General features: G+C 73.2%; 21 protein-coding genes, 1 tRNA gene and 1 pseudogene. 11 read left to right on the plus strand and 12 right to left on the minus strand.

From position 1 onward, the window contains the following. Positions 1-37: 37 nt before the first annotated feature. Complete coding sequence (locus tag ACFQ11_RS21180; protein WP_378301188.1) at positions 38-697, minus strand: cutinase family protein; 660 nt, start codon at positions 695-697, stop codon at positions 38-40. Positions 698-1,077: 380 nt separating this feature from the next. On the opposite strand from ACFQ11_RS21180, the gene ACFQ11_RS21185 reads away from it, so the two are divergent. Together ACFQ11_RS21185 and ACFQ11_RS21190 are read left to right on the plus strand one after the other, a co-directional pair. After that, the gene (locus ACFQ11_RS21185; protein WP_378301190.1) at positions 1,078-2,187 is read left to right on the plus strand and encodes an esterase-like activity of phytase family protein; all 1,110 of its coding nucleotides are present in this window, start codon (positions 1,078-1,080) and stop codon (positions 2,185-2,187) included. Positions 2,188-2,222: 35 nt separating this feature from the next. Beyond that, positions 2,223-3,476 (plus strand): endonuclease/exonuclease/phosphatase family protein, encoded by a 1,254-nt coding sequence (locus tag ACFQ11_RS21190; RefSeq protein WP_378301192.1) that lies wholly within the window; start codon positions 2,223-2,225, stop codon positions 3,474-3,476. A 37-nt stretch (positions 3,477-3,513) separates the two neighbouring features. Here ACFQ11_RS21190 and ACFQ11_RS21195 read toward each other — a convergent pair whose 3' ends face one another. Further along, a complete protein-coding gene (locus ACFQ11_RS21195; protein ID WP_378301194.1) occupies positions 3,514-5,145 on the minus strand; it encodes a substrate-binding domain-containing protein in 1,632 nt (543 codons plus the stop codon). Positions 5,146-5,270: 125 nt separating this feature from the next. Next, positions 5,271-6,140 carry an NAD(P)-dependent oxidoreductase gene (locus ACFQ11_RS21200; protein WP_378301196.1) on the minus strand — a complete coding sequence of 290 codons (870 nt, stop codon included), beginning with the start codon at positions 6,138-6,140 and terminating at the stop codon, positions 5,271-5,273. 113 nt (positions 6,141-6,253) lie between these two features. Between ACFQ11_RS21200 and ACFQ11_RS21205 the strand changes: the two genes are divergently transcribed. Further along, a complete protein-coding gene (locus ACFQ11_RS21205; RefSeq protein ID WP_378301198.1) occupies positions 6,254-6,634 on the plus strand; it encodes a winged helix-turn-helix transcriptional regulator in 381 nt (126 codons plus the stop codon). A gap of 29 nt (positions 6,635-6,663) precedes the next feature. On the opposite strand, the gene ACFQ11_RS21210 is transcribed toward ACFQ11_RS21205, so the two are convergent. Next, positions 6,664-6,736, minus strand: a tRNA-Arg gene (locus ACFQ11_RS21210). A 204-nt stretch (positions 6,737-6,940) separates the two neighbouring features. On the opposite strand from ACFQ11_RS21210, the gene ACFQ11_RS21215 reads away from it, so the two are divergent. Beyond that, on the plus strand, positions 6,941-7,363 hold the full coding sequence (locus tag ACFQ11_RS21215) for a hypothetical protein (protein WP_378301200.1): 423 nt from the start codon (positions 6,941-6,943) through the stop codon (positions 7,361-7,363). A gap of 102 nt (positions 7,364-7,465) precedes the next feature. After that, positions 7,466-8,500 carry a D-alanyl-D-alanine carboxypeptidase family protein gene (locus tag ACFQ11_RS21220; RefSeq protein WP_378301202.1) on the plus strand — a complete coding sequence of 345 codons (1,035 nt, stop codon included), beginning with the start codon at positions 7,466-7,468 and terminating at the stop codon, positions 8,498-8,500. 26 nt (positions 8,501-8,526) lie between these two features. Here ACFQ11_RS21220 and mscL read toward each other — a convergent pair whose 3' ends face one another. The 8 genes from mscL to ACFQ11_RS21260 form a co-directional block, all read right to left on the minus strand. Continuing rightward, the gene (mscL, locus tag ACFQ11_RS21225; RefSeq protein WP_378301203.1) at positions 8,527-8,940 is read right to left on the minus strand and encodes a large conductance mechanosensitive channel protein MscL; all 414 of its coding nucleotides are present in this window, start codon (positions 8,938-8,940) and stop codon (positions 8,527-8,529) included. 160 nt (positions 8,941-9,100) lie between these two features. After that, complete coding sequence (locus ACFQ11_RS21230) at positions 9,101-9,820, minus strand: SAF domain-containing protein (protein WP_378301205.1); 720 nt, start codon at positions 9,818-9,820, stop codon at positions 9,101-9,103. Between the two features lie 201 nt (positions 9,821-10,021). Continuing rightward, positions 10,022-10,828, minus strand: a complete 807-nt coding sequence (locus tag ACFQ11_RS21235; RefSeq protein ID WP_378301207.1) for an S-methyl-5'-thioadenosine phosphorylase — start codon at positions 10,826-10,828, stop codon at positions 10,022-10,024. A 92-nt stretch (positions 10,829-10,920) separates the two neighbouring features. Beyond that, complete coding sequence (locus ACFQ11_RS21240) at positions 10,921-13,041, minus strand: MMPL family transporter (protein ID WP_378301209.1); 2,121 nt, start codon at positions 13,039-13,041, stop codon at positions 10,921-10,923. Between the two features lie 670 nt (positions 13,042-13,711). Continuing rightward, a complete protein-coding gene (locus ACFQ11_RS21245; protein WP_378301211.1) occupies positions 13,712-14,068 on the minus strand; it encodes an FmdB family zinc ribbon protein in 357 nt (118 codons plus the stop codon). Between the two features lie 117 nt (positions 14,069-14,185). Continuing rightward, entirely contained in the window at positions 14,186-15,670 is a 1,485-nt protein-coding gene (locus ACFQ11_RS21250) for a potassium/proton antiporter (protein ID WP_378301213.1), read from the minus strand. A 106-nt stretch (positions 15,671-15,776) separates the two neighbouring features. Continuing rightward, on the minus strand, positions 15,777-16,766 hold the full coding sequence (locus ACFQ11_RS21255; protein WP_378301215.1) for an NAD(P)-dependent oxidoreductase: 990 nt from the start codon (positions 16,764-16,766) through the stop codon (positions 15,777-15,779). Between the two features lie 125 nt (positions 16,767-16,891). Further along, positions 16,892-17,473, minus strand: coding sequence for a 5-formyltetrahydrofolate cyclo-ligase (locus ACFQ11_RS21260; protein ID WP_378301217.1), 582 nt, complete (start codon positions 17,471-17,473; stop codon positions 16,892-16,894). A 33-nt stretch (positions 17,474-17,506) separates the two neighbouring features. On the opposite strand from ACFQ11_RS21260, the gene galU reads away from it, so the two are divergent. The 6 genes and pseudogenes from galU to ACFQ11_RS21290 all read left to right on the plus strand — a co-directional run. After that, positions 17,507-18,433 (plus strand): UTP--glucose-1-phosphate uridylyltransferase GalU, encoded by a 927-nt coding sequence (gene galU / locus ACFQ11_RS21265; RefSeq protein WP_378301219.1) that lies wholly within the window; start codon positions 17,507-17,509, stop codon positions 18,431-18,433. A gap of 21 nt (positions 18,434-18,454) precedes the next feature. Continuing rightward, complete coding sequence (gene glp / locus ACFQ11_RS21270; RefSeq protein ID WP_378301222.1) at positions 18,455-19,654, plus strand: molybdotransferase-like divisome protein Glp; 1,200 nt, start codon at positions 18,455-18,457, stop codon at positions 19,652-19,654. After that, a complete protein-coding gene (gene moaC / locus ACFQ11_RS21275; RefSeq protein ID WP_378301224.1) occupies positions 19,651-20,118 on the plus strand; it encodes a cyclic pyranopterin monophosphate synthase MoaC in 468 nt (155 codons plus the stop codon). The genes glp and moaC overlap by 4 nt, the downstream gene beginning before the upstream one ends. Then, a complete protein-coding gene (locus ACFQ11_RS21280) occupies positions 20,115-20,588 on the plus strand; it encodes a MogA/MoaB family molybdenum cofactor biosynthesis protein (RefSeq protein WP_378301226.1) in 474 nt (157 codons plus the stop codon). The genes moaC and ACFQ11_RS21280 overlap by 4 nt, the downstream gene beginning before the upstream one ends. A 42-nt stretch (positions 20,589-20,630) precedes the next feature. Further along, positions 20,631-21,248: a GNAT family N-acetyltransferase gene (locus tag ACFQ11_RS21285; RefSeq protein ID WP_378301228.1), complete on the plus strand. Its 618-nt coding sequence runs from the start codon at positions 20,631-20,633 to the stop codon at positions 21,246-21,248. A 201-nt stretch (positions 21,249-21,449) separates the two neighbouring features. After that, positions 21,450-21,764: pseudogene (locus tag ACFQ11_RS21290) on the plus strand (hypothetical protein); the annotation flags it as partial.

Raw genomic sequence — 21,764 nt, forward strand, 5'->3', positions numbered from 1 at the left:
CCGGGCGGCCGCCGGACCCCGCGGCCGCCCGGACGGCTCAGCCGGCCCGCACCTTGCCGGCGGCGAACCGCGCGCCCTGGTCGACGGTGCCGTTCAGCGGATACGTCAGGTGCGCGAAGAAGTTCGCGCCCGCCCCGCACACGGGGTCGCCGGCGTTGCAGATGTCGAGCGCCCTCCCCCCGTACGTCCGGCTCGCGCTGTTGACCGTCTGGCCGTAGAGCCGCAGCGGGTTGCCGTAGACGACCACCGCCTTGACGCGCGGCGCCAGGTTCTCCGGGATCGTGCCGCCGCGCCCCAGCACCGTCGGGATGCCGATCGCGATGTCGGTGACGCTCGCGCCCTGCGAGTACCCGCCGATCACGAACGAGGTGCCCGGGCACGACGCGGCCACCGACTTGATGCGGTTGCTCATGTCGGTGGCGCCCGCCCCCGCGCTGAGCTGCGCGTAGTCGGCGGCGTAGTTCACCCCGTACGAGGTGACCGACTTCCCGGGCAGGTTCGCCTTGAGGGCGCTGACCAGCGGCGTGCCGACGATGCCGAGACCGGGCAGTTCGCCCGTCCCGCGGGCGAACACCACCTCGACGTCGGAGCACGCGGCCGCCGCCGTGGAGCCGGTGCCCACGGTCAGGCAGGCGGCACCGGCCGCGGCCGCGAGGGCCGTGGCCGCGATCCGCCGGACGGACTTCGGATGGGACATGACAGAGCCTCTTTTCACGCCCGAAGGCGCAGGGGGAACGAGTCTCGCGCCGGCCCCGCACGTCCGGGGCCGGTCAGTCGGAGACCGTAGGGCCCGCCCGCCTCCCGAACATCGGCGAAATCGCCCGTCTCCGAAAGCCGCCCGTGCACCCTCGCGCCCTGCGGCCGACGCCTCGCGAGCGGCCGCACCGGCGGGCGCGCGCCGGCGTGCCGCACCTCGGGACGCCGGTCCGGCACGGGCCCGATCCCCGCTTCGAGCGGCTCCGGCGATCCCGGGCCGAATGTCGGAAGCGACCGGAAACGTGCGTTCATCTGATGTTCGGCGGGAGCTTCGATCACGCTCGGGGTACGGCGGGCCCGCCCGCCGTACGCTCACGGGTCATGCGTTCCCCGGAGGCCGACATGTGGTCACGTAGGTTGCTCGTCCCCGCGGCCGGGCTGATGCTCGGCGGCGCCCTCGCCGTCCCCGCCGCCCCGGCCGCGGCCTCGCCCCCGCCGCGGGCCGCGGCGTGCTCGCCGTCCGCCGCGCTGCTCGGCTTCTCCGACGCGCTGGACAAGACGACCCTGGACGGCACGGCCGTGTCCGGGCTCTCGGCCCTCGCCGTCACCCGCCCCGGCCGCGCCCTCGCGCTGGTCGACAACATCGGCACCACGCCCGCCCGCGTGTACGGGCTCTCGCTGCGGGCCGGCCGCGGCGGACCGCACGCGGCGGCGCGCGACGTCACCACCCTGAAACGCCCCGACGGCACCCCCTACACCGGCGCCGACCTCGACGGCGAGGGCCTCGTCGCCGAGCCGGGCGGACGCACGGTGCTCGTCAGCTCGGAGACCGAGCCGTCCATCCGCCGCTTCGACGCGCGGACCGGCCGGCAGCGGGCCGAACTGCCCGTGCCCGGGCGGTTCCGGGTCGCCCCCGCGGGCGACGCCGCGCGGAACCGCACGTTCGAGGCGCTCGCCGCCACCCGCGACGGCCGCACCCTGTACGCCGGGATGGAGGGCCCGCTGTCGACCGACGCGTCCGGCGTCAACCGCATCCTGCGCTACGACCGGAGCCGGGGCCGCGACTACCGCCCGGCCGCCCAGTACGCGTACGAGACCGACCCCGGCCTCGGCCTGGTCGAGCTCGTCGCGCTCCGCGGCGGCGGCCTCCTCGCCCTCGAACGCGGCTGGACGTCCGGCGTCGGCAACACCGTGCGGATCTACCGCACCTCGACGCACCGCGCGCAGGACGTCTCCGGCGTCGCGTCCGTCCCCGCCGGAGCCCCGGCCGCGCTCGCCAAGGAACTCCTCGTCGACCTGGCCGACTGCCCGCCGTCCGGCGCCACCGCCGAGCAGCCGCAGCCGAACCCGCTCCTCGACAACGTCGAGGGCATGGCGCTCGGCGGCCGCACGCCGCACGGACGTCACGTCCTGTACCTCGTTTCGGACGACAATGGCAGCGCCTCGCAGATCACCCGCGTGTACGCGCTCGCCGTGCGCGTCCGCGCCTGACCGGTCCCACCCGGGAACCCCCCGAAGGAGTGCTCATGATCCGTGCCGGTGCCCGCGCGGCGCTCGCCGCCGCGGCGGCCGTCTCGGCGGCCGCGGCCATGCCCGCGCCCGCCGCCTCCGCACACGGCGGACGCCCCGGACCTCCCGCCGACGTCCGGTTCGCCACGTTCAACGCGTCGCTGAACCGCGCGGCGGAAGGCGAACTCGTCGCGGACCTGTCCACCCGCACCGACGCGCAGGCCCGGACGGTCGCCGAGATCGTCCAGCGCGCCCGCCCGGACGTCCTGCTCGTCAACGAGTTCGACTACGACCGGCGCGGCGAGGCCGCCCGGCTCTTCCAGGACAACTACCTGTCGGTCGGGCAGGGCGGCGCGGACCCGATCCGGTACCGGTACCGCTACACGGCGCCGAGCAACACCGGCATCGCCTCCGGCCTCGACCTGAACAACGACGGCAAGGCCGTCACCGAGCCCGGCTCCGACCCCTACGGGCAGGACGCGTACGGCTACGGCATGTTCCCCGGCCAGTACGGCATGGTCGTCTACTCCCGCTACCCGATCGACCACCGGCGGGTCCGCACCTTCCAGAAGTTCCTGTGGAAGGACATGCCGGGCGCCGCGCTCCCGGACGACGCGACGACGCACACGCCGTCCGACTGGTACGGCGACGAGGAGCTGAAGTCGGTCCGGCTGTCGTCCAAGAGCCACTGGGACGTGCCGATCCGCGTGGGCCGCCGCACCGTGCACTTCCTCGTCAGCCACCCGACGCCGCCGTCCTTCGACGGCGCCGAGGACCGCAACGGGCGCCGCAACCACGACGAGATCCGCTTCTGGGCGGACTACGTCCGCCCGTGGCACGGCCGCTACATCTACGACGACCGCGGCCGGCGCGGCGGCCTGCGGCCGGGCGCGGCGTTCGTCATCGCCGGCGACCAGAACGCCGACCCCAAGGACGGCGACAGCCACGCCGGCGCGATCCACCAGCTCCTCCGCAACCCGCGCGTCGACGCGTCGCCCGTCCCGTCCAGCGGCGGCGCCGCCGAGGCCGCCGCCGTCCAGGGCGGCGCGAACCTCGACCACGAGGGCGACCCGCGGCACGACACCGCCGACTTCGCCGACACCGCCCCGGGCAACCTGCGGGTCGACTACGTCCTGCCGTCCCGGGGGACGCGCGTCACCGGCGGCGGCGTGTTCTGGCCCGTGTCGTCCGACCCGCTGTCCCGGCTGACCGGCGCCTACCCGTTCCCGTCCTCCGACCACCGCCTGGTCTGGCTGGACGTCCGCCGGTAGGCGCCGCGCGACCGTCCCGGCGTGGCCGCCTCCGCGGTCACGCCGGTTCGCACAGCAGCGGGAACCGCGTCTCCGAGCAGGGCCGGTCGCCGAACTGGCGCAGGACGTCCTTGCCGCCCTGGTCCGTCAGGTAGCGCAGGAAGGCCGCGGCGATCGAGCCGGCGGGCGGCTCCCCGTAGGTGTAGGCGAACTCGATCTGCCAGTACGGGTACCGGCCGTCCTCGACGCCGTCCAGCGTCGCCGGGACGCCGTCGATGCGCACCCGCACGACGTCCCCGGCCGCCGCCGCGCTCGCCGCCTCGCTGTACCCGAGGGCCCCCGGAACGTCCGCGACCTCCCGCAGCAGCGCCGGCGTCCGGCCGACCTCGCACCCGCCAGGCTCGTCCCGCGCCAGCGCCGCGCAGTCGGCCACGGTCGCCTCCCGCACCGCCGCCCGCGGACGGCCCCCGCCGTTCAGCACCCGCTCCTCCAGCGCCGTCCGGGTCCCCGAGCCGCGGTGGCGGTTGACGAGCTGGATCGGGACGGACGCGCCGCCCACCTCCGACCAGTTCGTTATCTCCCCGGCGTAGATGTCGCGGATCTGCTGCGACGACAGGTTCTGCACCTCGGCGTCCTTGTTGACCACGAGGGTGAACAGCGAGTACGCGATCGGCCGCGCCAGCAGCCGGGGATGATTCCCCACGGCCCGGCCGTCGGTGAACGCGAGATGGCCGCCGAGGCCCGCGTCGACGGGGACCCTCGCCTCCTCACCGGCCCGCTCCAGCGCGTTGACGCCCTCCGTGCTGCCCTGGAACGTCGCCGGCCCGACCGGGATCGCCGCGCCCTTTCCGCCGCACAGCTCCACGTACCGCTCCGCCGCCTCCGTCACCGCCGGCGCGAACGCGGTCGAGCCGTGCAGCCGCAGCGTCCCGCCGACGCAGTCCAGCGGCGGCGGCTCCGCCCGCCAGAACAGCGCGAGGCTCGACTGCAGCAGCACCGCCGTCGTCAGCAGCGCGATGCCCACCAGCGCCGGCCGCGACGCGAACGTGTGGCTCTCGGTCCGCGCCAGCTTCAGCCGGGACGCCCAGCGCACCCAGCGGTTGTTCCGGCCGGACACGTCCGCCCGGAACACCGGCGTGGAGAACCGCTCCCCGGGCTCGCCGGCACTGCGCTCCAGCACCGCCAGCACCTTGTAGTGGGCGCCCGTGTTGAGCTTCACCTTCGGCAGGTTGATGACACCCGCGTCCCCATCGCCGGTGATGCCGAACCCCTCGGCCTCCCGCGTTCCGTTCTCGTCCTGCGTGATGAAGAAATCGCGCAGTTCCGGCTGGCTGAGTTCGGTCACCGCCAGGCCGACCACCCGGCGGTCCCGGAACGTCACCCGGATCCCCGTCCAGTCGTTCTGCGGCGTCAGGTAATCGCCCTCGACGATCTCCGTCAGCCCCGCGTTCTCCACCCGCAGCAGGACGAACGACGGCTCGTCGAGCTCCCTGCCGTCGTCGTGCATCCGCGCGAGCACGTCCGCGCTCGGCGCGTGCGCCGTGTCCGTCGCCAGCGTGTCCATCTGCACCCGGTAGCCGAGCCGCTTGCGCCGGACGACGACGAACTCCCACACGAACGCCATGAAGGGGATCACGACACTGAGGGCGGCGACGATCGCGCCGAAGTCCCATTCGAAGCCGAGACTCACCGTTGTCTTTTCCTGTGGGCACCAAGATCGTTGCGGGGCCCTCCAGGCTGGCAGGACGGCGCGCCGGATCGCCAGATCCGGCGCGAACGTCCGGCCAGAATTCACCTACGGGACATGTGGGCCGTTCACGTCGCGGCGCGCATGCCCTCGATGATCCGGTCGAAGTCCTCGGCGCCGTGCCCGTCCTCGATCTGCCGCCGGACGAGCCCCCGGACCATGTCGATCGGCACCGGCTCGACGCCCTGCTCGCGGCTCGCCCGCGCGATCGCGTCCAGCGCCGCGACCGTCCAGTCGAGGCTCTGCCCGGGGCCGCGGTAGTCCCCGCCGTCCACGATCTGCGCGATCTGCGGGAACACCCCGGTCATCGCGGCGAGGAACGGCGCGGCCCGCGTGGCGAACTCGGCCGCCGTGACGCCCGCCGACTGCAGCATCGCCGCCCCGTGCATGAACCCGGCGAACAGCGGATACATCCCCGCCAGCATCGCGAGGTCGAACAGCGACGCCATCCCGGCGTCCGCACCGTCGTACGTCGCGTCCGCCCACAGCCCGAACAGCTCCCGGTGCTCCTCGAACACCTCGCGGGACCCGCTGTAGAGGATCCGCGCCCCCGGCGCGCCGATCATCGGCGGCGTCGCCATGATCGCCCCGTCCAGGTACGCGATCCCGTGCGCGTCAGCCCACTTCGCCAGTTCCCGCGCCTCGTCCGGCGTCGTGGTCGTCAGGTTCACGACCGTGCGCCCCCGCAGCCCATCGGCCACCGGGTCGAGCGTCTCGTGCACCGACGCGTGGTCGTACAGGCACACCACGACCAGCCCCGCGGTCACCGCGTCCCGGACCCCGACCTCGACGGCGCCCCGCCCGACCAGCGCGTCCGCCTTCCCGGGCGTCCGGTTCCACACCGCCACGGGCCGTCCCGCGCCGACCAGCGCACCGGCCAGCGCACGTCCCATCTCGCCCATCCCCAGCACCGCGACGCGGGCCCGCATATCCGTCATGGAAGCTCCTTGATCCGTCGAACACGTCGCCTCCATGCTGGGCCCGTCGCGACGAAACGAGAAGTACCGACTATTTTCTGGGGTACTTACCTTCTAGTTAGTGAGGTTGGGGCATGCCGAAGCAGACCAGGCGCGGTCCGTACTTCTGCGGGATCGACGCCGCCCTCGACGTGGTCAGCGGCAAGTGGAAGGGCCTGATCCTCTGGGAGCTCAACGAACTCGGCACCCGGCGCTTCGCCGAACTGCGCCGCGGACTCCCCGGCGTGAGCGAGAAGATGCTGACCCAGCACCTGCGCGAGATGGAACAGGACGGCCTGGTGCTCCGCAAGGTCTACGCGGAGGTCCCGCCCCGCGTGGAGTACTCCCTGACCGAGCACGGCCGCGCCCTCAACAGGGCACTGGAGCCGCTGGGCGAATGGGGCCGCGAACGCATCCGCCGCGAGGAGCACGAACTGGTGGAGCACCCCGACGCGTCCCTGATGCCCCGCCCGTGACCACGGCCGGAACCCCTGCTCGATGATTGCGCCCCCGGCAGGATTCGAACCTGCGACACCCGCTTTAGGAGAGCGGTGCTCTATCCCCTGAGCTACGGAGGCCGGTCGTCGCTCGCCGCACGAGCGTAGCGGACGGCACCTACAGGGTAGAGGACGGGCGCCGATGACGCGCGCCCTTATCCCGTTCGCCCGTCACGTCCCGCACTCCGCCACGGGGGTGGTTGTGAGCCCGGTTGATAGTCGGTGCGCGGAATCTGTAGGGATGCGGCTAGGCCGGGCGAGGTGACGTCGGTACGCTTCGGTGCCGTGACGGGTCGGCATCGTGGGCAGTCCGAGGCGGGTAAGGCCGAAGAGCGCGGGCCCCGGAGGAAACGGGCGGCGATCGTCGGCGTTCTGGTCGGCGTGCCGCTCCTGGCGACCCTGGGCGTGTTCACGTTCGGGGGCGAACGGGACGGTTCGTCCCGAGCCGTGACGCCCGTCCAGCAGGTGACGCCGGCGGCGGAGCCGACGTACGGGAAGTACGTCGCGCCGGAGGCCGGGCCGCAGGCCGACACGCTCACCCCGCCGCCGCCTCCGGCGCCCGCGCCCGCGCCCACCCCCGCCGCGACGCCGCGGCGGCCGTCGGCGCCGCGGGAGACCGAGCGGTCCCGGGAGCAGCGCGACTGCAGGTGGGAGGACGTGCCGTTCCTCGAACGGTGGTGCCGCTGGGGCGAGCGCGGCGACCGCTGAAGCCGTCCGGCCCGAAGCCCCGCGATGACGCAGGGTGCTCGTTCGGGTTCTGGTAGCGTTCTGGCCGCTGATCCGCATTCGGGCATCAGGAGGAAAACCACCGTGCCGAACCCCCGGTCGGCTGCGCTGACCGCGGTCTTCCTGGTGATGGCGATGTTCTCCGCGCACGGCGAGGCCAGAGCGGCCGACGGCCCGGCCGATGCCTACGAGAAGCTCCGCAGTGAGGCTTCGAAGGCTCGTGAGGAGCTGGAGAAGGCCACGAAAGAGATGAAGGACCGCCGGAAGGCCCTCGAGGAGTCGCAGGAGAAACTGCGCACCACGCTGAAGGATCTGGCCGCGGCCGAGGCCGAGCTCAACCGGATCCGTGAGCCGGTGGCCCGGCTGGCGAACACGTCCTACCAGCATCCGGACGCCACCGGCTCCATGGCGATCTTCGGTGGCGGGGACCCGGTGCAGGTGCTGCGCTCGACCGCGGACGTGACGATGCTCGCGCAGACGCAGCAGGCGCTCGTGGACCGTGCCGACGACCTCCAGAGCCGCCAGCGGGAACTCGCGTCGACCGCGCAGGAACTGCAGTCGAGCAACGCGGTCGAGCAGGCCCGCGTCGAGCAGGACATCGCGTCGCTGAAGAAGCGTTCGGCCGAACTCACCGAGCAGCTCAACGGGCTGCTCGGCGACCTTCCGCGGTCCAAGCGCGTGCAGCTCGCGTGCGACGAGAGCCTGGTGGCCGAGGCGAAGGGGTTCCCGAACGGGCTGATCCCGTCCAAGTACCTCTGTGACCTGCCGCAGGAGGGCCACCAGTTGCGCGCGGACGCGGCCCTGGGGTTCTACAAGCTGAACACCGCCTACAAGGAGCGGTTCGGCCGCGAGATGTGCGTGACGGACGCGTACCGCAGCCTGTCCGAGCAGCACAGCGTCTACGCGCGCCGCCCCGGCTTCGCGGCCGTCCCGGGAACCAGCAACCACGGCAAGGGGCAGGCGCTCGACCTGTGCGGCGGCGTCCAGAACTCCGGGTCCGTGCAGTTCAACTGGATGGAGGCCAACGCCGAGAAGTACGGCTGGTTCCACCCGGCGTGGGCCTACAGCAATCCGTTCGAACCGTGGCACTGGGAGTACGGAACCGACAGCGCCCACTGACGCGTGGGCCTCAGCGCCCGGCGGTCTCAGGCGGGAGTCTGGACGACCGGGGTGACCTCGGCGGTGCAGAACTGGCAGCGGCGCGCCTTGACCGGGATCGTGCCCAGGCACTCGGGGCATTCCCGCTCGGTGACCTCCTGGTTGCGGTCCATGCGCTCGATGAGCTTCGTCATCGGCAGCACGACGAAGAAGTAGACGATCACCGCGGTGATCAGGAACGCGATCGCGGAGGTGAGGAAGACTCCGTAGGGGAACTCGGTGTCGTTGATCGTGACCGCGAGGTGCGTGTAGTCGGGCTTGCCCCCGACCAGCGCGATCAGCGGGGTGATGAACGAGTTGGCGAAGTCCTTCACGAGACCCGCGAACGCGGCGCCGACCACAAACGCGACCGCGAGTTCCACCAGGTTGCCGCGCAGCAGGAACTTCTTGAATCCACTCATTGCGAACGCTCCACTCTTCGGGGGTACGTGCCCTCCGGGCACGCCGGTCGAGCGGCCCGGAGGCCGCGCGTTCCGGGCCGCTCGCACCGGAACGGTCACGGATCGTATTCTTTCGACCACCGTTCCGCCAAGTCAGAGTCCGCGACCGTGCGGCGGCGGGTCAGGGCGAGGTGATCGTCACCGACAGGTCCGTCCGCGTTCCGGCGAGCGCGAGGGCCTGCGCCCGGTCGGTCGCGAGGACGATCAGCGCACCGTCCCGCGCGCGTTCCTCGTCCGCGGCCGGGACGGCGATGACGGGTACCGCCGACACCACCGCACGCGCCCCTTCCCATGGAGCCACGCCCGCGACCGCCGCCGAGCGTTCGCCGTGGGGTGCCTCGCCGAGTGGGGCCGCCGCCGAAGACCCGCCGTGGGGTGGCCGGCCGGTGAGCGGGGTGGGCATGGCGTCGCCCGGTGGTGCGGCGGGCGGGGCCGCCAGGACGTCGACGCGGTCGCCGGGGCGGACCAGCCGGACGGTGTCGGCGTCGGCGATGCGGACCGGGGTGGCGACCTTGCCGGGGCCGTGGCCGCGCAGCAGGCGGTCGCCGACGACCCGGACGTCGGTGAGCGGTTCGCCGCGCCGCATGGGGCCCGCGAGGATCCGGCCCGCCGCGTCCGCGCGGACGGCGCCGGACGGTACGGCGTCGGCGGGGAACGGGACGGGACGGACGTCGGACGGTGTCAGGGTCGCTCCGGCGGGAAGGTCGCGGGCGGCGGTGAGGACGCGGACGGTCGGCGGCGGATCGGGGCGCAGGGTGAGCAGGGCGAGCCACGCGGCGGCCGCGGCGAGCAGCGCCGCCACCGGCCGGCGCAGGCGGGACGGAAGCGTTGAGCGGGTCACTCGTTTCTCCGAAGGGGTGCCCCGGCGCGTTCGGCCGGAGGCGACACGGGCTCCGTCAGGGTGGGGCGGGCCCCGCGAACCGTCCCACCTGGCCGACGCGCCTCCGCGTGGGGCGGCCACGATCGTCGGGTCGTTCGCGGGGCGTCGCGGGTCAAGGGGGCGGGACCGGCCCGGGCGGCGGTGGCCGCCGAGGGGAGGCGGTCAGGGGAGTTCCAGGGGGAGTTCGAGGCCGTCCAGGACGTTCGGGCAGGGGCAGTCGCGTTCGGCGGGGAGGGCGGTGACGATGTCGGCGACGAGGGATCTCAGCCGGCCGACGTTCTCGCCGAACACCCGCAGGACCTCCTCCATCGTGACGCCCTCGCCCTCCTCGATGCCGGCGTCGAGGTCGGTGACGAGGCACAGGGGCGTGTAGCACAGCGCGAGTTCGCGGGCGAGGACGGCTTCGGGATGGCCGGTCATCCCGATGAGCGTCCAGCCCTGCGCGGCGAACCAGCGGGATTCGGCCCGGGTGGAGAAGCGGGGGCCCTCGATGACGACCAGGGTGCCGTCGTCGGCGAGGTCCCAGCCGGTGGAGCGGGCGGCCTCGAGGGCGGTTCGGCGTCCGTGCGGGCAGTACGGGTCGGAGAAGGAGACGTGGACGGCGGCGCCTTCGTCGTAGTAGGTCTGCGGACGTCCGGACGTGCGGTCGACGAGCTGGTCGGGGATCGCGAGGGTGCCGGGGCCGAGGTCGGGCGTGAGGGAGCCGACGGCGCTCGGGGCGAGGACCCGCCCGACTCCGAGGGAGCGCAGGGCCCACAGGTTGGCGCGGTACGGGATCTTGTGCGGCGGGTACCGGTGGTCGCGGCCGTGGCGGGGGACGAACGCGACGCGGCGCCCGGCGAGGTCGCCGACGGCGATGGGGTCGCTGGGCGGGCCGTACGGGGTGTCGACGTGCACTTCTTCGACGTCGTCGAGGAAGGAGTAGAAGCCGGAGCCGCCGATGACGCCGATGGAGGGTGTGGTTGGCATGGGGCCGACATTAGCCAGCGGGCCAGGAGGGGCGCCCGGCCGGTCGAGGTTGTGGACAACTCCGGGCGGGGCGGGTGCCCCGCCCGGAGCCGTCAGCGGACGAGATGGTGCACTCTGGGCTTTTCGCCGGCCTGTTCCTCGCGGGCGAGCCGGCTCGGCGACCAGATGCGCGGGCCGATGTCGTGCGCGAGGGCGGGCAGGAGGAGCGAGCGGACGATCAGGGTGTCCAGGAGGACGCCGAGGGCGACCGTGAAGCCCAGCTCGACCATGAACACCAGCGGGAGCGTCACCAGGGCCGCGAACGTGGCGGCCAGGACGAGGCCCGCCGAGGTGATGACGCCGCCGGTGACGGTCAGGCCGCGCAGGATGCCCCGCCGGGTCCCGAGGGACCGCGACTCCTCCCTGACCCGGTGCATCAGGAAGATGTTGTAGTCCACGCCCAGGGCCACCAGGAAGATGAACGCCAGCAGGGGGAACGACGCGTCGGACCCCTCGAAGCCGAAGACGTGCTCGAAGAAGAGCGCGGAGGCGCCCAGGGTCGCCATGAAGGAGAGGACCACGGTCGCCATCATGAGCAGCGGCGCGACGAGGGCGCGCAGCAGCAGCACGAGGATGGCGAACACGACGACCAGGACGATCGGGATGATGACGAGGTTGTCGCGGGACGACGCCTCGTTCGTGTCCACGGTGATGGCCGTGGTCCCGCCGACCTGGGCGTCCTCGGGGAGCGAGGCGCGCAGGCGTTCGACGGTCTCCTGCGCGGCCTCGCTGTCGGCGGGCGCCCGCAGCGTCGCCTCGTACTGGACGAGCCCGTCCGCGGTCTGCGGCGCGCCGACGCCCGCGACGCCCTCGGTGCCGCGGATCGCCGTCGCGAGGCCGTCCGACGCGCCCGCCGGGGCGATGACGACCGCCGGGGAGCCGGATCCGCCGGGGTAGTGCTCGGACAGGACGTCCTGGCCGGCGATCGAGTCGGGACGTCCGGTGAACATGCCCTCGTTCGACAGCCCGGTGGCGTTGAGGGAGAACAAACCGAACGTGAGGCCGGCGAGGGCGACCGTGGTGACGGTCCAGAGCACGCGCGGGCGCCTGCCGACGAGCGCGGCGACCCGGCTCCAGACGCCGTGTTCGGCCTCGTACGCCTCCGGCTTCAGGTATTTCGCGTCGTACCGGGGGATCAACGGCCAGAACAGCCAGCGCCCGCAGACCACGAGGAGCGCGGGGAGCAGCGTGAGCATCGCGGCGAGCGCGGTCAGCACCCCGGCGGCGGCGACCGGGCCCATGCCCGCGGTCGAGTTCATCGCGGCCAGCAGCAGGCAGACCAGCCCGGCCGCGACGGTCGCGCCGGATGCGATGACGGCGGGGGCGGCGCGGCGCAGCGCGAACGCCATGGCCTCGTGCCGGTCCTCGTGCCGGTGCAGTTCCTCTCTGTACCGGGCCACGAGGAGGAGCGCGTAGTCGGTGGCGATCCCGAAGACCAGGACCGTCAGGATGCCCGCGCTCTGCCCGTTTACCGTCAGGTCCGCGTACTTGGCCAGAAGGTAAACGAATGACTGGGCGAGTGCGAGTGCGGCCAGCGCGCACAGGACGGGGACGATCCACAGGATCGGGCTTCGGTAGATGAGCAGCAGCAGCACGATGACGACGCCGCCCGCGGCCATCAGCAGGAACCCGTCGAGGCTTTCGAAGACCTTGATCTGGTCGGCGCCCGCGCCGGCGGGCCCGGTGACGTGGGCTTCGAGGCCGGGCGGTCCGCGCTGGGCGAGTTCGCGGGCCTCGTCCACCGCGTCGACGACGGTGTCCTCGCCGGTGAGGGGGACGAGGACCTGGAGCGCCCGCCCGTCCTCGGACGGGATCGGGCCCTGCACGGTCTCCGCGCCGGGCAGCGACGCGAACGCCGTCGCGTCCTCGGCGACCGCCGCGCGGTCCGCCCCGGTGATGCCGGACGGCCGCTCGTAGACGACCACCGCGAGCATCGACTCCTCGGACCGGAAGCGCTCCTGGAGTTCGACGACCCGCGTCGATTCGGCTCCGCCGGGCAGCCAGGACGACGCCTCGTTCTCCTCCACCTCGCCGAGCCTCCCGGCGAGCGGGCCGAGTGCGGCCAGGAGGATCACCCACAGGGCCAGTACGGCCCATTTGGTCCGGCGGCCGGCGATCCACCCGGCCGTCCGTTTCGGTCGGGCGCCGGGGGGCGCCGGGCTGCGTTCGCTCATGGTTCCTCTCCGCTGCTGCCCGAGCGGGGTGAAGTCGAGATATGGCGGTTATGCGCCGCCGGAGCCTCTCGGTCGGCGAGAGGCGTCGGTGCTATCTCGATGTCCGGGCCGCGGGGCCGCTCGGTCCGTGTGACCTGCGGTCCCGCCCGTCCGCACGGGTTCCGTTCAGACCAATGCTCACCGGAGAGCGGCCGCTTACGCGTCGTGTGAGGGAAGCGAATCGCACTACGCCCCGGGGCGCACGGCCGATGACCGCGTTCACCCTGGAGGTGTAGTGACGGGGGTGCGCGGGCGGGCCCGGGAGGCGGCGCGGGACGCCCCCGGGTCGGCCGGGAGCAGGAGAGGAGCGGCGTCGGCGCAGCTCAGAGGGGGCGTCGCGTGTCCGCGGGCGTGCGGCCCGGCACCATCCGCCCGGACGGACGGGCGAGAGCGGGCACCTCGACCAGAGGGAGTGCCGGCGCGGCGGGAGCGGCGCTCGACCGCCGGGCGGGACATCCGGGACGGGCTGAGCCGACGGCGGCGCGCCCAGCGGCGCATCCCGGGACCGGCTGAGCCGACGGCGGCGAACCCGGCGGCGCGCCCGGTGCGGGCGGCGTCCGTCCGGGCTCGGAAGACGCGGTACGGGCGGGGACGGCGGCCGCGCGGCCGTCGCCCCCGCGCGTTCACGAAGTCAGGCGACCTTTTCCTTCGACGACGAGGACGAACCGGAGTCGCCGCTCGACGAGGAGGACGACGAAGCCGACGAGTCGGACTTCGCGGAGTCGCCCGAAGAGGACGACGAGTCGGACGAACCGTTCGACGAGCCGTTCGACGAACCGCCGGACGAGGAGCCCACGGTCGACTTGCCGGACCCGCGGCTGTCGGTCCGGTAGAAGCCCGACCCCTTGAAGATGATCCCCGCCGCGGAGAAGACCTTGCGCAGCCTGCCCTCGCACGCCGGGCAGTCGGTCAGCGCGTCATCGCTGAACTTCTGCACGACCTCCAGAGGCTCGCCGCACTCGGTGCAAACGTACTGATACGTCGGCACGGTTCCTCCTAGCTGACTCAGCCCGGCGGGTGGCCCCGGACTGGCACTCACTGTGAACGACTGCTAATGGTACCCGTGAGTGGAACACGATTCGCCCCCGGCCTGTTCCCGCGCCGGTCAAGTGCCGGTCTCGCCGAACCAGCCGGCCAGCTTGCCGCGGCGGCTGACGGCGCGCAGGCGCCGCTCCGCGGTGTCCCGCACCTCCTCGGTCGTCACGACCAGGAGGGTGTCGCCGGATTGCAGCGGGGTGGTGGGCTCCGGGACGAAACTGGACCCGTTCCGCACGATGAGCGTGACGGACGCGCCCGCGGGCAGCCGGAGCTCGAAGATCTCCACGCCGTTCATCTGGGAGTCGTCCGGGATCCGGACCTCCAGCAGGTCGGCGTGCAGTTCCTCGAGGGGCGCGGCCTCCACGTCGAGTTCGCGCGTCTCGTCGTCCCGTTCGAGCCCGCACAGCCGCGCCGCCAGCGGCAGCGTGGGCGCCTGGAGGAGCGTGAACACGACGACGATGTTGAAGATGATCGCGAAGCTGCGGTCGGAGCCGGGGAGCTGCTCCACCATCGGGATGGTGGCGAGGACGATCGGGACGGCGCCGCGCAGACCGGCCCACGACATGAACATCCGCTCGCCCCACGGGATCCGGAAGCCGAGCGTGGAGACCAGCACCGACAGCGGGCGGGCGACGAACAGCAGGATCGACCCGATGATCAGGGCGGGGACGATCTGCGCGGGCAGGTCGGCGGGCGACGCGAGCAGGCCGAGCATGACGAACAGCCCGATCTGCGCGAGCCAGCCGACGCCCTCGGCGAAGCCGCGGGTGGCGGGCCGGTGCGGGAGGCGGGCGTTGCCGAGGACGAGCGCGCTGACGTAGACGGCCGCGAACCCGCTGGCGTGCATGAGCGACGTCGCGCCGTACGCGCCGATCGACATCGACAGCACGGCGATCGGGTAGAGGCCGGAGGCGGGGAGGGCCACCCGGCGCAGCGCCTGGGCGCCGAGCCACCCGATCGCGAGGCCCATCAGCGCGCCGACGGCGAGCTCGTAGACGAGCATCGCGGACAGTTCGAGCGGGTTCGGGACGGTCCCGGTGGTCGCGAGCGCGATCACGATGATGACGACGGGCGCGTCGTTGAAGCCGGACTCGGCCTCCAGCAGGCCCGCGACGCGGGACGGCAGCGGCAGCCGGCGCAGGACGGAGAAGACGGCGGCGGCGTCGGTCGGCGCGAGGGCGGCCGACAGCAGGAACGCGGCGCGCCAGTCGAGGCCGATCAGCCAGATCGCGGGGAGCGCGACGATGACGATGCTGAGCAGCGTCCCGATCGTCGCGACGCTGAGCGCGGCGGGGACGGCCGGGCGGACCTGCCGCCAGTTGGTGGTGAGACCGCCCTCGGCGAGGATGAGGACGAGCGCCGCGAGCCCGAGCGTCTCGGCGAGGGCCACGTCGTCGAAGACGATGTGGAGCGGTCCCGACTCGCCGATGAAGAGGCCGAGACCCATGTACGCCAGCAGGGTCGGCAGCCCGGCGCGGTGCGACAGCCGGACGGCGACGATGGCGCTGAGTACGAGTGTGGCCCCGAGGAGTAGCCAGATGTCGAGCTGCACATCCCACCCTTCGCGGGGTCGTCAAAGTTGATCGTTTAGGGATCCTACAGATTGAACGCCCATTTGCGCATTTCGGGTTGAGTGTCGGAATCCCCGTGACCCGGCCTTAACGCCGCCTGACCTGCGGATCTACCCCGTTGACGACGTTCTGCACGTCCTCGCCGCGGACGGCGGCGACGACGTTGTCGCGCACCATCGCGACCAGGTTCAGCTGCGACCGGTCCGAGGCGCCCGCCGCGTGCGGCGACAGCAGCACCCGGTCGTGCGAGCGCAGCGGATGATCGTCCGGGAGCGGCTCGGAGTCGAACACGTCGAGGGCCGCACCGGCCAGCCGTCCCGACTCGAGGGCGGCCAGGACGGCGTCGTCGGGGGCGATGCCCCCGCGCGCGACGTTCACCAGCAGGGCGTCGTCCGGCAGCAGGGCGAGGCGGTCCGGGCCGAGGAGCCCGCGGGTCTCGCCCGTCAGCGGGACGGCGAGCACGAGGACGTCGGACGAACCCACGAGGTCGTCCAGGTCGCGGTAGGTCGCGGACGCCTCGGGGCGCGGGCGCCGCGTCCAGTACGACACCTCGCAGCCCAGCGCCTGGAACAGGCGGGCGATCTCGGAACCGATCGCCCCGAACCCGACGACCCCGACGCGCTGCGCGTGCAGCTCGCGGGGGCGCCGCGCCGCGAGCTCGAGCTGCGGCCAGCCGCCCGCGCGCACCGCCCGGTCGCCCCACGCGAGATGCCTGCAGAGCGCGAACGCGGCGCCCACCGCCCACTCCGCCACGCCGCGCCGGTTGAACCCCGCCGCGTTCGCCACCGGCACGTCCCGTGCGGTCAGCGCGGGGACGTCCAGGCTGTCGGTGCCGACCGCCGGCATCTGCACGAACGCGAGGCGCGGCGCCGCCGCGACGGCCTCGGCGTCGAGCGCGAGCCGGCCGGTGAAGTCGCCGATGACGATCTCGGCGTCGGCGAGGCCCGCGAGGAGGCCGGAGCGGTCGGCCGGCTCCGGGAAGCGCACCTCGGCCGCGTCCCCGAGCGGGGCGAGCAGGCCCCGCACGACGGCCTCGTCGATCGGGGGCAGGGACAGGATCCGCCACGGCGCCGTCATCTCGAACCTCCAGGTGAAGCCGACCATCGATCGCGTGCCGGATGTCGCGATCTTCCCGTCCGGTCACCTTATGCGGGCGTCCGCTTCCGGCCATTCCGGCCGCGCCCGGAGGGGCGTGCGCCCGGTCACCCGAACCGCACGAGCCCCCGGGACGGCGTGGCGGCGGCCCGGACGCGCCGGTCGTGCGGCTCCGCGGGCAGCACCGGGACCAGCTCGTCGTCGTACACGAGCCCGACCGTCAGGATCGCGGGACCGACCCGGGCCAGCGCGCGGTCGTAGGACCCGCCGCCGCGGCCCAGCCGCATGCCCGACCCGTCCACCGCGACCGCCGGGGCCAGGACGACGTCCGCGCTGGAGACGGCCCCGGGGCCGCGCGGCGGCTCGGTCGGCTCCAGGCAGCCGCGGGGACCGGGTTCGAGCGAGTCCGGGCCCTCGTAGGACGCCCAGTCGAGGTCGCCGTCCGGCAGCAGGCGGGGGAGGAGCACGTACGTCCCGCGCTTCCACAGCGCGAAGAGGAGCCCGCGGGTGTCGGGTTCGGGGTCGATCGAGACGTACGCCGCGATCGTCCCGGCCATCTCCACCTCGGGCACCGACAGCAGCGCGTCACGCAGCGCCCGGCCCGCCTCCGCGCGCGCCCGCGGCGCCATTCTGGCACGGTTGCCCAGCAGTTCCGTGCGGAGTCCGGTCTTCGTTCCGATGTCGTGCACGCTGTCGTCCTTGCGGCTTACTAAGGTCTCTACATGACTGATATCGCACCCGTGACCAAGGCGGTCGTCCCGGCGGCCGGGCTCGGTACCCGATTCTTGCCCGCCACGAAGGCGACGCCCAAGGAAATGCTTCCCGTCGTCGACAAACCGGCGATCCAGTACGTCGTCGAAGAGGCCGTGGACGCCGGACTCGGCGACGTCCTCATGGTCACCGGCCGCAGCAAGCGGTCCATCGAGGACCACTTCGACCGAGCCTACGAGCTCGAGGAGGCCCTGCGCGCCAAGGGCGACGACGGCCGGCTGTCCGCCGTCCGCGAGTCCAGCGAGCTCGCGATCATGCACTACGTCCGGCAGGGCGAGCCGCGCGGGCTCGGGCACGCGGTGCACTGCGCCCGCCAGCACGTCGGGCGCGAGCCGTTCGCCGTCCTGCTCGGCGACGACATGATCGACGCCCGCGACAAGCTGCTGCAGCGCATGATCGAGGTCCGCGGCCGGTACGGCGGCAGCGTCGTCGCCCTCATGGAGGTGCCCGCCGACCAGGTCTCCGCCTACGGCTGCGCCGCCATCGAGGCCACCGACGAGGACGACGTCGTCCGGATCAGCGACCTGGTCGAGAAGCCGTCCGCCGAGGAGGCGCCGAGCAACTGGATCATCATCGGCCGCTACGTCTGCGACCCGGCCGTGTTCGACGTCCTCGAGAAGACCCCGCCCGGCCGCGGCGGCGAGATCCAGCTCACCGACGCGCTGCGGACGCTCGCCGACATGCCCGCCGAGGAGGGCGGCGGCGTGTTCGGGGTGAAGTTCCGCGGGCGCCGCTACGACACCGGCAACAAGCTCGAATACCTGCGGACGGTCGTCCAGTTCGCGGCGGAACGCCCCGACCTGTCGCCGGAGTTCCTGCCGTGGCTCCGTGAGTTCGTCCGGACGCACGACGGCGTGGGCGGTGACGGGAACGCGTGACGTCCCGTCACACTTGAGGCCATGAGAACGGTCGACGAGCATCTGAACGACATCCTCGGCGGCGTCACGGCGCTGCCGCCGCTCGACCTGGCGCTGCTGGAGGCGCGGGGGACGGTCCTCGCCGAGCCCGTCTCCGCGCCCGTCCCGCTGCCCCCGTTCGACAACTCCGCGATGGACGGCTACGCCGTCGTCGCGTCCGACGTCGCGGGGGCCACCGAGGCCGACCCGGTGAGGCTGCCGGTCGTCGGCGACGTCGTCGCGGGCGACCCGGCGGTGTCGGCGCTGCGCCCCGGGCTGACCGCCCGGATCATGACGGGCGCGCCGATGCCCGCCGGGGCCGACGCGGTGATCCCGGTCGAGTGGACGGACGGCGGGACGGCGCACGTCCGGATCGTCCGGTCCGCGCCGCCCGGGCACTACATCCGCCGCGCCGGCGAGGACGTCCGCGAGGGCCAGGTCGTCGTGCCCGCGGGCACCCGCCTCCGCGCGCCGCAGCTCGGCATGATCGCCGCGGTCGGCAGGGCGCGCGTGACCGTACGGCCGAAGCCGCGCGTCGTCGTCGTCTCCACCGGGGACGAACTGCGCGAACCGGGCTCGCCGCTGGGGCACGGGCACATCTGGGAGTCGAACTCCTTCATGCTGACCGCCGCCGTCGCCGAAGCGGGCGGTGTCGGCTACCGGCACTCCACCGTGGACGACGAGCCCGGCTCGGTCAAGGACATGCTGGAGGACCAGCTCGTCCGCGCCGACGCCGTCATCACGTCCGGCGGCGTCTCCATGGGGTCCCGGGACGTCGTCAAGGAGGCGCTCACCGGAACCGTGAAGTTCCACAAGGTGGGCATGCGCCCGGGTAAACCGCAGGGGTTCGGCCTCATGGACGGCACGCCCATCTTCACTTTGCCCGGGAACCCGGTGAGCGCCTACGTGTCGTTCCAAGTGTTCGTCCGTCCCGCCCTGCGCGCCATGCAGGGGCTCCCGCCGGAGCCGCTGCCCACGGTGAAAGCCGTCCTGTCCGGGGACGTCAAGTCCCCGGCGGGGCTGCGTCACTTCCTGCGCGGGCGCCTCACCTACGAGGACGGCTACACGGTCGACCCCGCCGACGTGCAGGGCTCGCACCAGCTCGCGTCCCTCGCCTCCGCCGACGCGCTGATCATCGTCCCCGAGGACGTCGAATCCCTCCCCGCGGGCGCCGCGGTCGACGTGATGAGATTGCCCGCATGACCGGCTTCTCCCACCTCGACGACGGCGGCGCCGCCCGCATGGTCGACGTCTCCGCCAAGGACGTCTCGGCCCGCACCGCGACCGCCACCGGGTTCGTCCGCCTCTCGCCCGAGTGCGTCTCAGCCCTGCGCGCCGGGAACGTCCCCAAGGGCGACGCGCTGTCCGTCGCCCGCATCGCCGGGATCATGGGCGCCAAGCGCGTCCCCGACCTCGTCCCCCTCTGCCACCCGATCGCCCTGCACGGCGTCACCGTCGACCTGGCGATCGAGGACGCGGGCGTCGCGATCACCGCCGTCACCCGCACCGCCGACCGCACCGGCGTCGAGATGGAGGCCCTCACCGCGGTGAGCACCGCCGCCCTCGGCCTCGTCGACATGGTCAAGGCCGTCGACCCGGCCGCCGTGATCACCGACGTCCGCGTCGAGGAGAAGACCGGCGGCAAGCACGGGACGTGGCGCCGATGAGAGCGATGGCCGTCACCGTCTCCAACCGGGCGTCCGCCGGGGTGTACCCCGACCGCTCCGGCCCCGTCCTCGTCGAGATGCTCTCCGACCTCGGCTGCCTGGTCGACGGGCCCGTCGTCGTCCCCGACGGCGAGCCGGTCGAGCAGGTCCTCCGCGACGCCGTCGGCCAGGGCTACGACGTCGTCGTCACCACCGGCGGCACGGGCCTCACGCCCACCGACCGGACGCCCGAGATGACCCGCCGCGTCCTCGACCGCGAGATCCCCGGGATCGCCGAGGCGATCCGCATGGACAACCGCGACGCCGTCCCCGCCGCGATCCTCTCCCGCGGCCTGGCCGGCGTCTCGGGCCGGACCCTCATCGTCAACCTGCCGGGCTCGACCGGCGGCGTCCGCGACGGCATGACCGTCCTCGGCCGCGTCCTCGCCCACGCCGTCGACCAGATCCACGGCGGCGACCACAAAAAATAGCGTTCAGGCGCCGCACCAGGGAATCATGGAACCGTGGAACGAATGCGGGGATGGCCGGTCACCCTGACCGAAGGTCCCGTAGGACTGCGCCCGCTGCGGCACCGCGACGCGTCCGTCTGGCGCGAGCTGCGGGTCCGCAACGCCGACTGGCTGCGCCCCTGGGAGCCCACCAACCCCGAGACGCCGCTGTTCCGCAGCGGGCTCGGCCCGTACGTCGGCATGGTCCACACGATGCGCCGCGAGGCCCGCCAGGGCCTCGCGCTGCCCTGGGTCGTCACCCACGAGGACGACTTCGTCGGCCAGCTCACGATCGGCGCGATCGTCTGGGGCTCGGCCCGCTCCGCCCAGATCGGCTACTGGATCGACCGCCAGGTCGCCGGCCGCGGCGTGATCCCCACCGCCGTCGCCCTCGCGGTGGACCACTGTTTCTTCACCGTCGGGTTGCATCGACTCGAGGCCAATATCCGTCCCGAGAACGCCGCGAGCCGCCGCGTCGTCGAAAAACTCGGATTCCGGGAAGAGGGAATTCGCCGCCGGCACCTGCACATCGACGGCGCCTGGCGCGACCACATCTGCTATGCCCTCACCGTCGAGGACGTCCCCGGTGGCCTGCGCTCCCGCTGGCTCGCCGACCGCCGCCGAGCATTTCCCCGGCAGTGACTTTCGACTCGTAAATATCCTGCGCCGCCGATGAGTCGGCAAACGGAGAGTAACGGCGCGATCGATCTCGCGACACACCGCCCCTTATGCTCGTCAACCTCTGACACCGGCTCGTACCGTGCGGGGCGTGACCCTGCTCCCATTGCACGTGCGCGCGCCGATGGCCGGCGCGCGCCGCAGGCGTGCCCTGGGGGTGGTCCGATGAGCAGTGCCGTCCTCTACCTCGCCATCGTCGCCGTCTGGGCGATCGTCCTGGTCCCGATGTGGCTCCGCCGCGACACCGAGAAGCAGGCCGAGTTCGACGAGGAGCACACCGAGCCGGAGCCGCGCCGCACCCGCGCCCCGTCCCGCGCCCGCGTGATCGCCCGGCGCCGCCGCCGCACCGCGGGCCTCACCGCCCTGCTCGCCACCGCCGTCACCGTCGCCGCCTTCGGCGTCGCGCCTTGGTGGGCCGCCGCGCCCCCGGCCGTCCTCCTGGCCGGCCACCTCGCGCTGCTGCGCGTCGCCGTCGGCATG

The organism is Actinomadura sediminis, assembly GCF_042675525.1.
In the GTDB taxonomy this organism is placed as follows: domain Bacteria; phylum Actinomycetota; class Actinomycetes; order Streptosporangiales; family Streptosporangiaceae; genus Spirillospora; species Spirillospora sediminis.